Annotated in this window: 10 protein-coding genes; 7 read left to right on the top strand and 3 right to left on the bottom strand. The window is 70.9% G+C overall.

Features of this window, described 5'->3' with window-relative positions:
• Positions 1-8 precede the first annotated feature (8 nt).
• Genes ACFY1H_RS01305 through ACFY1H_RS01285 form a run of 5 tightly spaced genes read left to right on the top strand, consistent with a single transcriptional unit; the run spans position 9 to position 7,068 of the window.
• Positions 9-2,342 (top strand): TOMM precursor leader peptide-binding protein, encoded by a 2,334-nt coding sequence (locus tag ACFY1H_RS01305; RefSeq protein ID WP_386943797.1) that lies wholly within the window; start codon positions 9-11, stop codon positions 2,340-2,342.
• On the top strand, positions 2,339-3,823 hold the full coding sequence (locus tag ACFY1H_RS01300; protein WP_386943795.1) for a SagB family peptide dehydrogenase: 1,485 nt from the start codon (positions 2,339-2,341) through the stop codon (positions 3,821-3,823). The genes ACFY1H_RS01305 and ACFY1H_RS01300 overlap by 4 nt, the downstream gene beginning before the upstream one ends.
• A gap of 4 nt (positions 3,824-3,827) precedes the next feature.
• Positions 3,828-6,065: a hypothetical protein gene (locus ACFY1H_RS01295; RefSeq protein ID WP_386943793.1), complete on the top strand. Its 2,238-nt coding sequence runs from the start codon at positions 3,828-3,830 to the stop codon at positions 6,063-6,065.
• Positions 6,058-6,861, top strand: a complete 804-nt coding sequence (locus tag ACFY1H_RS01290; RefSeq protein WP_366586021.1) for a thiopeptide-type bacteriocin biosynthesis protein — start codon at positions 6,058-6,060, stop codon at positions 6,859-6,861. Before ACFY1H_RS01295 ends, ACFY1H_RS01290 begins: the two co-directional genes overlap by 8 nt.
• A 39-nt stretch (positions 6,862-6,900) precedes the next feature.
• Positions 6,901-7,068 (top strand): hypothetical protein, encoded by a 168-nt coding sequence (locus tag ACFY1H_RS01285; protein ID WP_220245467.1) that lies wholly within the window; start codon positions 6,901-6,903, stop codon positions 7,066-7,068.
• A gap of 167 nt (positions 7,069-7,235) precedes the next feature.
• Here ACFY1H_RS01285 and ACFY1H_RS01280 read toward each other — a convergent pair whose 3' ends face one another.
• The 3 genes from ACFY1H_RS01280 to ACFY1H_RS01270 form a co-directional block, all read right to left on the bottom strand.
• Entirely contained in the window at positions 7,236-7,982 is a 747-nt protein-coding gene (locus ACFY1H_RS01280) for a S1 family peptidase (protein WP_386943790.1), read from the bottom strand.
• A 147-nt stretch (positions 7,983-8,129) separates the two neighbouring features.
• Positions 8,130-8,885, bottom strand: a complete 756-nt coding sequence (locus ACFY1H_RS01275) for a S1 family peptidase (protein ID WP_386943788.1) — start codon at positions 8,883-8,885, stop codon at positions 8,130-8,132.
• A gap of 132 nt (positions 8,886-9,017) precedes the next feature.
• Positions 9,018-9,392, bottom strand: coding sequence for an FKBP-type peptidyl-prolyl cis-trans isomerase (locus tag ACFY1H_RS01270; RefSeq protein WP_364043517.1), 375 nt, complete (start codon positions 9,390-9,392; stop codon positions 9,018-9,020).
• Between the two features lie 149 nt (positions 9,393-9,541).
• Here ACFY1H_RS01270 and ACFY1H_RS01265 point away from each other — a divergent pair, with 149 nt between their 5' ends.
• A complete protein-coding gene (locus tag ACFY1H_RS01265; protein ID WP_386943787.1) occupies positions 9,542-12,763 on the top strand; it encodes a penicillin acylase family protein in 3,222 nt (1,073 codons plus the stop codon).
• Positions 12,764-12,950: 187 nt separating this feature from the next.
• Complete coding sequence (locus ACFY1H_RS01260) at positions 12,951-13,979, top strand: trans-sulfuration enzyme family protein (protein WP_386943785.1); 1,029 nt, start codon at positions 12,951-12,953, stop codon at positions 13,977-13,979.
• Positions 13,980-14,190: the final 211 nt, after the last annotated feature.

Below are 14,190 nucleotides of genomic sequence, written 5' to 3'. Positions count from 1 at the left end.
GGACAACCATGACGAAGAGCATCAATCGGATCACGAGGTTCAACCGGTCGTTGCGGGTGCTGACCGTGCCCGGCGACGCGGTGTACCTCACGAGCGAGCGCACCACGCAGACCCGCCTCGCCGGTGCGTTGGTCGAGCAGCTGGCCCCGCTGCTGGTCGACGGGCAGCACAGCCGCGAAAGCATCAAGCAGGCGCTGGCGGAGGCCGATCCGGCGCGCATCGACGTGGCGCTGGACCGGTTGCGCCGCAGCGGGTATGTCGTCGAGGTGGACCCCGAGGTCGACCCGCGCGTGGGCGGCTACTGGGAAGCATCCGGTGTGGACGGTGACGACGCCGTGCGGCGCCTGGCCGGTGCGGACGTGCGGGTGCTCACCGCCGGCGACGTCGACGCGGCCGGGTTCACCGAGGCGCTGGCGGCGCTCGGTACCGGCGTCACCACGGATCCCGACGCGCCGGCCGGCTTCACCGTCGTGCTCACCGACGACTACCTGCGTCCCGAACTCGCCGAGTGGGGCACGAAGTTCCACGCGGCGGGCACGCCGTGGCTGCCGGTGAAGCCGGTCGGCAGCATGATCTGGGTCGGCCCGGTCTTCGAACCCGGCGTGACCGGCTGCTACGAGTGCCTGCGGGTGCGGCTGTCCAACAAGAACGTGCTGGCGAGCTACCTGCGCCAGCGCGGAGTGCTCGACAGCCCGGCGCTGGTCAACTCCGTGACCGGCACCGGCGTCACGCAGGATCTGGCCCACCGCCTCGCCGCGCTGCACGTCGGCAAGTGGCTCACCGGCGCGTTCGCCGCGGGCCGGGCCGCGATGCCGCAGCCGCCGGGCGGGGTGGCCGCGCAGTACGGCACGCCGTGGCAGTCGGAGGTCATCACGCTCGACACGGTCAGCCTCACGCAGGAGCACCACCCGTTCCAGCGCCGGCCGCAGTGCCCGCTGTGCGGTGAGCCCGAGCTGCAGGCCGACCGCATGGCGGCGCCCGTGCAGCTCGAGCCGCGCCCGCGCATGGCGAGCAGCGACGGTGGTTACCGGTCGAGCCCGCCGGAGCAGTTCGTGGCGCGCTACGAGCACCTGATCAGCCCCGTCACGGGACCGATCAGCAACCTTGTGAAGGTGCCGTTGGAGGTCGAGGGCCTGCACACCTACACCGCGGGCCAGAACTTCGCGATCCCCATGGCCAACGCCAACGATCTGCGCGCCGGCCTGCGCAGCTGCAGCGCGGGCAAGGGGATGAGCGACGCGCAGGCCAAGGCGTCGGCGGTCGGCGAGGCGATCGAGCGCTACTCCGGGCTGTTCCACGGCGACGAGGCTCGCCGCACCGCTCGGCTGGCCGATCTGGACCCGGCCGAGGTGATCCACCCCAACGCGTTGCACCTCTACAGCGACGCGCAGTTCCGCGACCGCAAGGAGTGGAACTCGCGCCCGTCGCACTTCCACTGGGTCGCCGACGATCTCGACCCGCAGGCCGAGATCGAGTGGTCGCCGGTGTGGTCGCTGACCGAGCAGCGCACCAAGCTGTTCCCCACCTCAGGCCTGTATTTCGCTTACCACAACCCGAAAACCCCGTTCCAGGCCGGCGCGAACTCCAACGGCTGCGCGGCGGGCACGAGCCTCGAGGACGCGATCCTGCAGGGCTTCATGGAACTGGTGGAACGCGACACCGTGGCGATGTGGTGGTACCACCGCCTGCGCCGGCCGGCGATCGACCTGTCGACGTTCGACGTGCCGTACTTCGCGCAGTGGCAGCAGCGCTACGACGAGCTGGAGCGCGACACCTGGGTGCTGGACCTGACCAACGACCTGGGCATTCCGTCCGTGGCCGCGGTTTCCGTGCGCCGCGACAAGCCCGCGCAGGACATCCTCTTCGCGCTCGGCGCGCACTTCGACGTGGAGGTGGCGATCGGGCGGGCGCTGTCGGAGATGAACCAGTTCCTGCCGGCGGTGATCGGGATGAAGGCCGACGGTTCTGGTTCCTACGCCTACAACGACCCCGACCAGCTGCACTGGTGGCGCAACGCGACCGTGGAGAACCAGCCGTACGTGCTCCCGGCCGAAGGCGCCCGGCGCACCCGGGCCGACTTCGAGCGCTACCAGAGCACCGACGTGCGCGAAGACGTGCTGCGCGCCGAGCGGGCCGTCGCCGAGCGCGGGATGGAAATGCTGGTGCTCGACCAGACGCGGGTGGACATCGGCCTGCCCGTGGTGCGTGTGCTGGTGCCGGGGATGCGGCACTTCTGGCCCCGCTTCGCGCCCGGCCGGCTCTTCGACGTGCCGCGCGAACTGGGCTGGATCGATGAAACGCCGTCCGAAGCCGACCTCAACCCGATTGCGATGTTCCTATGACCACGCTCGAACGCACCGCCGAGTACACCGTCACCTTCCGCCGCGACGTCGCCGTGCTGACCAAGGACGACCAGGTCCTGCTCGGCCTGGCCGACCGCGCGGGTTACCGCCTGCGCGGCGTCGGCGCCCCGATGCTGGCGGCTCTGGAGCAGGTCCGCGCCGGGCTGCACACCGAAGAAGAGCTCGCCGCCGAGCACCCGCAGTCGCCGGTCGCGACCGTGCTGACGAAGGTGGAACCGTTCCTGGCCACGGGTTTTCGGCTTCGCGGCGAGCGCGTGGCCGTGCTGGAGCGCACCGGCGTGACCGGGCTGCGTCCCGAGCTGCCGGAGCTGGCCGGCGCGTGGCTGCGGCTGGGCAAGTTCAGCCTGTTGCGTCGCCGCGGCGGCGAGCTGGTGGTGGAGTCGCCGCTGAGCAAGTACCGCGCGGTGCTGCTCGACGCGGCGCTGGCCGGCGCAGTGGCGGCGCTCGCCGTGGCCCGGCCGACGTCGGAAGTGGACACCGAGTGGTGGCCGGTGCTGGCCGCGCTGGCGGGCGCGGGCTTCCTCGACGTCGGCGCCGACGGTGAGTTCCCCGTCGACTCCGACGACGTGCTGCGCCAGTGGGATGTGCACGACCTGTACTTCCACAGCCGCAGCCGGATCGGCCGCACCGACGAGGCGTTCGGCGGCCGCTTCCCGTACGTCGGCGACATCGAGCCGCTGCCCGCGGTGGCGCCCGCGCCGGAAGGACCGCGCACGGAGCTGTTCCGCCCGTCGTTCGACGCCGTGCGCGCCGCTGACCATGGGCTGCAGGAGACGATCGAGGCGCGCCAGTCGATCCGCACGTACGGCGAAGATCCCATCACCGTCGAGCAGCTGGGCGAGTTCCTCTACCGCACGGCGCGCGTGCGCGGCACCTACGGCCCGCGGCCCGAGGCGCGGATGCCGTACGAAGGTTCGAGCCGGCCGTACCCCTGCGGTGGTGCGGGGTACGAGCTGGAGCTGTACGTCACCGTCCGCCGGTGCACGGGGCTCGAGCCAGGCATCTACCACTACGACGCCGGCGAGCACGTGCTGCGGCTGATCAACACCGAGTCGCAAGCGCGTGACGAGCTGCTGCGCGTGGCGACGCTGTCGACCGGCGGCCAGGCCGTGCCCGACGTGCTGGTGACCATGACCTCGCGGTTCCAGCGGCTGTCGTGGAAATACCAGTCGATCGCGTACGCGGTGACGCTCAAGCACGCCGGCGCGCTGTACCAGACGATGTACCTGGTGGCGACCGCGATGGGCCTGGCCGGCTGCGGACTGGGCAGCGGTGACGCCGACGCGGCGGCCAGTGCGTTCGGGCTGGACTACCTGAAGGAGTCGTCGGTCGGCGAGTTCATCCTGGGCAGTGCCCCGGCCGAGCTGCCCGCCCCGGTGAGCGGTGACGGCGCGCAGGACTGGCGGGGCGAGCTCGACCCGGGCTGGCAGGCCGAAGCTCTCGCCGCGCGGAGGCGGTGAGGTCGTGTCCGAGCTGCTCGTCTCCCGGATCTGCGGCCTGCCCGCCAGCGTGCTCGACGGTCTGCGTGCCCCGGAGACCGTCGCCCTGCTGGAGGAGGCCGAGTCCGCCGCCGCGCGCAAAACCGCGTTGGCGGAACCGGTTTGCGATGCGTTGCACGCCGTGATCGGCCGCGACGAGCTGTCGCGCGAGCAGCGGCGCGGGCTGATCCGGCTTCGTCGGAGCGTGTTCAACGACCGCTCCGACGAAGCCGGCGTCAGGCTCGCGCGGGAAGTGCTGGCCGCGGGGGAGGCGGACCGGCTCGGTGAGTGGCACCAGCTGCTGGTGCGCGAGCGTGAGCTGCTGGAAAAGGCGACGCGGGCGCTCGGCGCGGAGCTGGCTTCGGCGCAGCACGCCGTGGCTTCGGCCCTGCGCAGCCCGCACGTACTGGCCGGGCTGGCGCTGGCGAGCCCGGAGTTCGTCACGGCGTTGACCGGCCGCGCCGAGCTGGGCAAACCCGGTGGCCGGCTCAGCCGCAGCGCCGTGTCGTACCTGGTGCGGACCACGGTGAAGCCGAGCCCGTTCGGTGCGCTGACGACCGTCGGCGTCGGAGACTTCGGCGGCGCGGGCGACCCGGGCGCGGGCTGCCGGCTGGTGAGCTCCTCGCGCGTCGCGGCGCGGCTCGCGTATGCGGCCCTGGAAGACGACCCGGTGGTGGTGCCCAATGTGGACACTCGCCTCGTCGGCGCGGAGTGGCTGGCCGCGCTGCCCGTGCACCGGATGCGCCACGGCGTGTACTTCCGCGAGGACGAGGTCACCGCACTGGACGGGCCGGTGCCGCTCGACGCTCGGCCGCGGCGCCTGCGTGAGCTGGCCGCGGAGCTGGGTTGCACCGTCGACGACGTGGGCCGGCTCGTGGACCAGGGGTTGCTGCTGGTGAGCCCGCCGTGGCGCCTCGACGAGCCGCGGCATTTCACCGCGTGGGGCCGTCCTTCGCTGGCCGAAGCCGAGAAGGTCGTGGCCGGCAGCGCGGACGGCCGGCGCCGGGCCGACGCCGTGCTCGCGTTGCGCGGCCGGCTGCGAACCGTGCTGGCGGAACGCGATCCGGCGCGCGTCGGCTGGCTCGGCGGGCTGGGACTGGTGCACGAAACCGTCGCGCACGGCCCGGAACCGGAGACCGCGCCGCCCGCGTGGGTGGCGGGGGCGCTGGACCGGCTCGACGGCCTGCTGGGCGCGACCGCGCGGCCGCGGGCCGGGTACTACGACCTGGTGCGGTTTTTCCTGCACCACTACGGAAACGGCGGTGTCGCCGACCTGGCCGAGTTCGCGTTCCGCGCGGTGCGCGACCTGGACCCGATGCTGTGGCTTTCCCGCTGCGCGGTGCCCGAGCCCGACGTGCGCGACCTCGCCGGGCCGAGCATCGGCCGTCCCGCGCACTCGGTGTTCTGGCAGGTCGCGGGCGACAAGCTGGTGGTCAACCAGGTGCACCCGGGGTACCTCGGCGCCGTCTCGCGCTGGGCCGGCGTGCCGGGCCTGGCCGCGCGGGTCGAGGCGGCCGTGACTTCGTTGCACGAGAAGCGTTTCCCCGGTTGCGCGGTGTACCAGGTGACCGCGCACGCCGACTGGACGGACACGCAGCGGCCGGCCGTGCGTTCGGCGCCGTGGCTGTCGTGGGGTGCCGAACGGCCCTCGGCCGGGCCCGGTGGCGTGCCGATCGACGGGTTTCGCGTGCGCCACGACCTGGCCACGGGGACGTTGGAGGTGCTCGACCCCGCCGGGCGGGCCGCCGCGTTGAGCTACCTCGGCGCCGTGCCCGCGCACCTGCTGCGCGGGGTGCCGCGTGTGCTGCAGCTGCTGTCGGATCCGTGGCTGTCGCTGGGCCCGTGGGCGCCGATGCCGGGAGCGGGGTTTCGCGAGCGCGTGACGGACGGACGGCTGGTGCTGCGCCGGGCCCGCTGGACGCTGCCGGCGTCGGCGCTGCCCGATGTCGCCGGCGGACCCGATGTGGACTTCCTCCGCGCCGGCCGGATGTTCCTGGCCGAGCACGGGTTGCCCGAGCAGGTGTTCGTCCGCGGTCTCGGTGCGGGCGGGGTGCCGCAGGGCAAACCGCAGTGGCTCAGCTTCGCCCACCCGCTCGCGGCGTGGACGGCGCTGAAAGGCCTGGCCGGCGCGGAGGAGCTCGAACTCACGGAGGCCCTGCCGGCCGTTTCCGACGCCGGCTCCCGGCGCGTGACCGAGTTCCTGACGGTGGTGACCCATGCTTGAGACCCTGCTGCGGCCCGACTGGCGTTACTGGCGCGTGTACGTCCCGGACTTGCCGTCCGTGACGCGGCTGCTGACCGAGGTGGTGCGGCCGGTGGTCGGTGAACACTCGTTGCGGCGCTGGTTTTTCCTGCAGTACATGGACATGTCGGGCCTCCAGCTGCGCGTTCGGCTTCAGCCTGAGCCTTGCTCGGCCGCCGTGGTCGAAGCCGACCTGGACCGCCGCTTCGCCGAACGCGGCACCGAAGTCGTGAAGCGCTGGTACGAGCCGGAGCTGGCGAAGTTCCGCGGCCCCGACGGCGTGGAGTTCGCCGAGCGCGTGGCCCACCTGGGCAGCGACACCGCGCTGGAACTGCTGCCCGGCCGCGCTTCCGCCCACCGCATCACGCAGGCCGCGGCCCACACGGCCGCGATCGTCGAGGGCCTGCCCGCCGACCAGCAGATAAGCTTCCTGCACCAGTACGCGTGGTACTGGTCGGGCCGCGGCGCCCGCACCGTCGCCTGGCGCCCCGCGGCCGCCACCGCCCGCCCGGACGACCCGGCCGCCGTGCGCCAAGCGGGCAGGCTGTTCGAGAACGTGACGCGCGAACTGGCCACCGACCGCGTCGGCAAACCCCTGCGCCGCTACGCCGAGCGCTTTTGGACGGAGTACCGCGAATCGGCCCGGCGAGTTTCGCCGTACCGGGCGGCGTTCCAGCACGTTCACCTCATGAACAACCGGCTCGGCGCAGTTCCCGGAGAGGAGGCCCAAATCGCGCGGTTGTTGTGGGTGCAGCGATTGCGTAGCATCGGTAATTGATCGGGTAATCCGATAAAACAACAGTTGGGGAGAAATATCATGGACTCAGGCTCCAGCGGCGTTGCCGGCGGCATCGGCGACCCGGACGACGACCACCCGAACCCCGTCGGTGACGCCGTGGTCAGCGGCGTGCGCTCCGTCCTCGACAAACTCGGCCCGGCGGGCAAGAAAGCCGCCGACCAGCTGCCGAAGAAAAAGGACAAGTAAAGCCGCGATTATTCCGGCGAACGTGACCGCGCGCCGCGAGGGAAATTACGCGTGAACAATGCGGTCACGCACTGACCCGCCACCGGCAGGGGCGCGGAGAGCGATCCTGACTGTCGCTCTCCGCGCCGGCCGGGGCGGTTGTTTCGGGCCGAACCTATTTGTCCGCCCTATTTCGTCCGGGCCGCGATCCAATCCGCGATCACGTCCACCCGCGACGTCGTTTCGACGGTCGCGTGGGGGCAGTCCGGACCGGTCGTCTCCACGGAGATGAGCTGGCCTCCGCTGCCGGAGGGTACGAAGTAGGGCGCGCCCGAGTCGTAGACGCACGCGCTGGTGGTGGGGGAAGGCGCGACGCCGCGGACGCCGACGGTGGCGCTGCCCACGGAGGCGATCTGCACGGTGCCCTGCTGCAGCTTCGAGGACGGCACGGGGTTCTTCGCCGTGTGGCTGCCCCAGCCCGCGAGGGTGAGGCGCTGGCCGGCGGCCGGGATCAGGCGGTTCACGGTCAGCGGCGTGATGTCCGGGACCGCGCTGTCGAGTTGCACGAGCGCGACGTCGTTCTCCGCGGACTGCAGCACCTGCGTCGCCTTGCGGGTGACGCCCGCTTCCTTCGCTTCGTCCACCAGGCCGAGCGTGACGGTGGTCGGGTACGGCACCGGGCCGGACACGCGGTTGCGCTGCGCGTCGTGGAAGCAGTGGCCGGTCGTGATGATCCACGTGGGCGCGACGAGGGAGCCCGAGCAGAAGCTCGTGTACGTGCTCCCGTCCGGGCGCGGGATGCTCGCCATGGTCAGCTTGGCCGTGAAGCCGTACTGGCCCGGGGCCACGTCGGACCCGTCGGCGACGGCCAGGGCCGGGCCGGCGGTGAGGAGGGGCAGGAGGGCAGCTGCGGTGAGTGCGGCGCGGACGCGCATTCTTTCCCTTCGTCGGGCCACCGGCAGGGCGCCGATGATCGACCCTCAACGCTATCCAGCTACTTCCGGGTCAGGAATTCCCTTGTCGGGCGAAAGAAAACGGGCCCCGCGGCCTGTGCGCGGAGCCCGTCTTCTGGTATCCGGGTGTCAGTGGGTCTGCGCCAGCACCCAGTCGGCGACGACGTCGACGCGCGAGGTCGTCTCCAGCTGGTCGTGGGGGCAGTCGGGGCCTTCCGACTCGACGGCCACGATCCGGCCGCCGCGGCCGGAAGCCACGAAGTACGGCGCACCCGAGTCGTAGAGGCAGGCGCTGGTGTCCGCGGCCGGCGCGACGCCGTGCACGCCGAGGGTGGTGGCCGCGACCTCGCCGACCGCCACGGTGCCCTGCTGCAGCTTCATCGACGGTGCCGCGTCCACCGAGCTCAGCGCGCCCCAGCCGGCGAGCGTCAGCTTCTGCCCGACCGTCGGCTCGGAGCGGCTCACCTTGAGCGGCGTGATCCCGCGGACCGGCTTGTCGAGCTTGGCGAGTGCGATGTCGCCTGCGTCGGCCTGGACCACGTCGGTGACCTGGCGCGTCACGCCGAGCTTGCCGCGCTGCACGGTCGTGCCGAGCAGCACCGAAGTCGGGTACGGCACCGGGCCGGAGATCGGGTTGCGGTTCACGTCGTGGAAGCAGTGCCCGGCGGTGAGGATCCACTGCGGCGCGACGAGGGCGCCGGAGCAGCCGCTGTCGTAGTGCGTGCCGTCGGGCCGCGGGATGTTCGTCATCGTGAGCTTCGCGGCGAACTCGAACCGGCCCTGCGGCACGTCGGATCCGTTGGCGACGGCCGACGCGGGTACGGCGGTGGCGAGCGCGGCTGAAAGCGTGAGCAGAGCCGCGGAAAGGATCGCGCGAACGCGCATGTCATTTCCCCCTGGTCAGATGGCACCGGTCGAACCGGTGATCGGCCAGAGCCTAGCCAGCACCGAGGTTCACTCGAAAGTGTTCGGGCAACCGGGCTGCCCACGGGGCCGGCCCGGTTGCCCGGAAGTCGATCAGTTCACGCCGACGAGGTCGACGACGAAGATCAGCGTCTCGTTGGGCTTGATCACGCCGCCCGCGCCGCGCTCGCCGTACGCGAGGTGCGGCGGGATCACCAGCTGGCGACGGCCACCGATCTTCATGCCGGCCACTCCCTGGTCCCAGCCGGGGATGACCTGGCCGGCGCCGAGCGCGAAGCGCAGGGGCTCGCCGCGATCCCAGGACGCGTCGAACTGCGCTCCGGTGGAGTGCGAGACGCCGACGTAGTGGACCGTCACTGCGTTACCCGGCTGGGCCTCCGCGCCGTCACCGACGGTGAGGTCGGTGATCTCCAGTTCGGCGGGAGGGGGTCCGTCCGGGCGGTCGATTTCGGGCTTTTCCAAGGTCATGGCGCTCACCGTACCTAGCGGCGGCAGGCTGCGCCGATCGGACTAGGCCCAAAGAGGGGTTAAACGCGAATAGTCTTCACACTTCATCTACCCGTCGGTAGCGTGCGCTGGGTCACCCCTGGGGGAACCTCGTGGACGGGAGCTCCGGCATGCGACGACGCATCCGCACCCTGGCTGTTTCGGCCCTGGCCGTTGTCGCGGCGGGACTTGTGACAGCGGTCGGCGGCGCGCCACCGGCCTCGGCGGCCTTGCCCGGCAACGACTATTGCGCCGGCCAGTGCAACGACATCCTCCCGCCGGGGGAGAACGGCAGCGCGACGCTCGCGGAGATCCTCGGCAACAAGGCGTTCGGCACGCAGCCCGCGCACGCCGACGACCAGCTCGGCAAGTACGCCGACCTCGCCGGTGGCTACAAGACGCTGACGACGGACACCATCGGCAAGTTCTTCAACGACTCCTCCTTCGGTGTCCCCGCCGACCAGGTCGCGAGCACGCTGCAGCCCCGCTCCGACGTGACGATCACGCGCGACAAGGCCACCGGTGTCCCGCACATCCAGGGCACCACGCGTTCCGGCACGGAGTTCGGCGCCGGCTACGCGGCGGCGCAGGACCGCTTGTGGCTCATGGACATCATGCGCCGCGTCGGCCGCGGCCAGCTGACCTCGTACGCCGGTGGCGCGCCCGCCAACCGCGAGCTGGAGCAGTCGTTCTTCGCCGCCGCGCCCTACACCGAGGACGAGCTGCAGCAGCAGATCGAGGCGACGGCCGCCAGCGGCCCGCGCGGCAAGCAGGGCCTCGCCGACGCGCAGTCGTACCTCGACGGCATCAACTCCTACATCACCGACTCCCACAACGGCCGCTACTTCCCGGGCGAGTACGTGCTCACCGGCCACGTCGACGCGATCACCAATGCGGGGACCATCGAACCGTTCAAGCTCACCGACCTCGTGGTGCTCGCCTCCGTGGTCGGCGCGCAGTTCGGCGCCGGTGGCGGCGGTGAGGTGCAGAACGCGATCGCGAAGCTCGCGTTGCAGGAGAAGTACGGCGTGGCCAAGGGTGAGCAGGTGTGGCAGAGCCTGCGTTCGGCCGACGACCCCGAAGCCGTGAAGACATTGCACGACGGCCAGACCTTCGACTACGGCATGACCCCGGCCAACCCGCAGGGCCTCGCCATGCCGGACAAGGGTTCCGTCACGCCGCAGCAGCTCGTGTACGACCAGTCCGGGTCGGCGGCGACCAACACACCGGTGAAGGTCGACGTCAAGGCGCCGGCGGACCAGCAGGCCGCGAAAGGCATGTTCGACAACGGCGTGCTGCCCGGCGACATGCTGAGCGACAAGCACGGCATGTCCAACGCGCTCGTGGTCTCGGGCAGCAAGACCGCCAGCGGTCACCCGGTCGCCGTGTTCGGCCCGCAGACCGGGTACTTCGCGCCGCAGCTGCTCCTGCTGCAGGAACTTCAGGGCCCGGGCATCAGCGCGCGCGGCGCGTCGTTCGCCGGCATCTCGATGTACGTGCTGCTCGGCCGCGGCCAGGACTACTCGTGGAGCGCCACGACGTCGGCGCAGGACATCATCGACACGTTCGCGCTGCCGCTGTGCGACCCGAGCGGCAAGCCGGCCACGAAGGACTCGAACTACTACGTCTACCAGGGCCAGTGCCTGCCGATGGACACCGTGGAGCGCAAGGACTCCTGGTCGCCGACGGTGGCCGACGGCACCGCCGCCGGTTCGTACACGCTGCGCAGCTACCGCACGAAGTACGGCCCGGTGACCAGCCGCGCGACGATCGGCGGCAAGCCCGTGGCGTACGCGTCGCTGCGGTCGTCGTACTTCCACGAGGTCGATTCGCTCATCGGCTTCCAGGAGTTCAACGACCCCGACTTCATCCACTCCGCGGCCGACTTCCAGCGGGCCGCGAGCGACGTGAACTTCACCTTCAACTGGTTCTACGCCGACTCCAAGGACGTCGCCTACTTCAACTCCGGCGCCAACCCCGTCCGCAATTCCACTGTGGACCCGATGATGCCGGTGTGGGGCGACGAGGGTTACGACTGGCAAGGCTGGAACCCGGACGGCAACAAGGCGAACTACACCCCGGCCTCCCAGCACCCGCAGTCAGTGAACCAGGACTACTACGTCAGCTGGAACAACGCCCAGGCCAAGGGCTACGCCTCGGGCGGCGCCGACAAGTCGGCCGTGCACCGCGCCGACCTGCTCGACACGCGTGTGAAGGCACTGATTACCAGCGGCACCAAGGTGACGCGCGTGAACCTCGCGCAGGCCATGGAAGACGCGGCGCTCGCAGACCTGCGGGCCGAGGAGGTCTTGCCGTTGCTGCTGCAGGTGCTCGACAAGACGCCGCTCACCGGCGCGGCGGCCGACGCCGAGGCCAAACTGAAGACGTGGCTGCAACACGGGCACCAGCGCGTGGAGTCTTCTCCGGGCAGCAAGATGTACAACGACGCCGACGCGATCCGGATCATGGACGCGTGGTGGCCGCTGCTCGTCACCGCGGAGTTCAAGCCGGCCCTGGGCGACGACGCCTTCACCGCGATGACGAACGTGCTGCAGATCAACGAAAGCCCGTCCGGCTTCCAGAACGAGCTGCCGGGCAAGCACGTCGGCCAGCCGCACCAGGGTTCGTCGTACCAGCACGGCTGGTGGGGTTACGTCAGCAAGGACATCCGCACGGTGCTGGGCCAGCCGGTCGCCGGCCCGCTGGGCGCGACGTTCTGCGGTGGCGGCGACCTCACCGCCTGCCGCACCGCGCTGGTCGACTCGCTCACGGCGGCCGCGGCGCAGCCCGCCACCACCGTGTACCCGGGTGACGCCGACTGCTCCGCCGGCGACCAGTGGTGCGCCGACACCGTGATCCAGCGGCCGCTCGGCGGCATCACGCACAACAAGATCAGCACGCAGAACCGGCCGACGTTCCAGCAGGTCGTCGAGTACCCGGCCCACCGTGGCGACAACGTCAGCAACCTCGCGGCCGGCAAACCGGTGAGCGCCACGAGCGCCGAGACGGGCTTCTACAACTCGCCCGCGTCGAACGCCGTGGACGCCAACGCGAAGACGCGGTGGGCCAGCGACTGGAGCGACAACCAGTCGATCACCGTCGACCTCGGTTCGGTGCAGCAGGTCGCGCGGGTGGTGCTCTCGTGGGAAGCCGCGTACGCGAAGGGCTACAAGGTGCAGCTCTCGGCGGACGGCGAGAACTGGCGTGACGCGGCCGTGGTGACCGACGGCAACGGCGGCGCGGACAACGTGTCGTTCACGCCGTCGGACGCCCGGTTCGTCCGGATGCAGGGCGTGCAGCGGGGGACCGGTTACGGCTACTCGCTGTACGAGTTCGAGGTGTACGCGCACTGAAAGGCGTGGTCGGCTCGCCGGCGCGGGTGAGCCGACCGCCACATCACGGCTGCCCGGCCGCGATAGCGCCATTGCCAATCCGGCCAAAAGCAGGCGCACCCCCGGCACGAACCGCAAGCCTGCGACGCAGGTCATAGCGCCGTGGCTGTGGCCGGATTGGCAACAAAGGCGCAGTACGGTGTTCGGTATGGATTGGACACCGCGCACGATCGCGATCGCGGCCGGGCGGCCGCACGGCCCCGGCGAGCCCCTGAACACCCCGATCGTGGCCACGAGCACGTTCGAAGCCGGCGGTGATTCCGTCTACGCGCGCTCCGACGGCACGGAGACCTGGCACGCGCTCGAAGAAGCCGTCGGTGCCCTGGAAGGCGGCCACGCCACCAGCTTCGGCTCCGGCGTCGCGACCCTGTCGGCCGTGCTGGACACGCTGACGGTCGGCTCGTCCGTGGCGGTCCCGACGTTCAGCTACGCGGTGACGCGCGGCGCGATGCACCACGCCGAGAAGATGGGCCGCATCACCGTCACCGAGCTCGAACCCACCGACACTCAGGCGTGGCTCGACTGCGACGCCGACCTGCTGTGGCTCGAGTCGCCGACGAACCCGACGCTCGAAGTGATGGAGATCGAGACCATCGCGCGCGGCACTCGCGGCCGGGTCGTCGTGGACAACACCTTCGCGACGCCGTTGCACCAGCAGCCGCTGAAGCTGGGCGCGGACATCGTGGTGCACAGCGCGACAAAGCTCATCGGCGGGCACAGCGACCTGTTGCTGGGCATCACCGTCGCGGCCGACGAGACCGTCGCGGCCGAGCTGCGCGGGGCGCGTACGCGGATCGGCTCGACGCCCGGCGCGCTCGAAGCGTGGCTCGCGTTGCGTGGCCTGCGCACGATGCCGGTGCGGCTTGCGGAGCAGTCGAAAACGGCGGCGCTGCTGGCTTCCCGCCTGGCGGAACACCCGGCCGTCACGAAGGTGCGTTACCCCGGTTTCGGGATGATGGTGTCGTTCGAGCTGGCCACGGCCGAAGCCGCCGACAAGGTGTGTTCCGCCGTCCGGCTGATCCGCGCGGCGACGAGCCTCGGCGGCGTGGAAAGCCTGGTGGAACGGCGTGCGTGGCTGCCGGGGGAGGAGCGCGTGCCCGCCGGGTTGCTGCGGTTCAGCGTCGGACTGGAGGATCCGGAAGACCTCTGGCGCGACCTCGTCACCGCGCTGGGCTGAATCCGGTCAACAATTCACGGAGATTCGCCGGCGGGCCGGAAACTGTTACAGTAAAGCCACGGTTCCGCCGGCTTTCGTGTGTGGGCGCGGGTGTCGAGCCAGATCATCGCCGGGCCCCGCGGGTTCGTTACCTCTATTTACGGTGCTTTTAATCACCGTCGAAATCGTTTCGTGTTTACCCCTTTGGTCCGGCAGGATCAGCGAACGCGGT

The sequence above is a fragment of the Amycolatopsis sp. NPDC001319 genome, assembly GCF_042896185.1.
GTDB lineage: Bacteria > Actinomycetota > Actinomycetes > Mycobacteriales > Pseudonocardiaceae > Amycolatopsis.
Note: the sequence above shows the minus strand (reverse complement) of the source record. Positions and strands in the feature narration are given on the sequence as shown.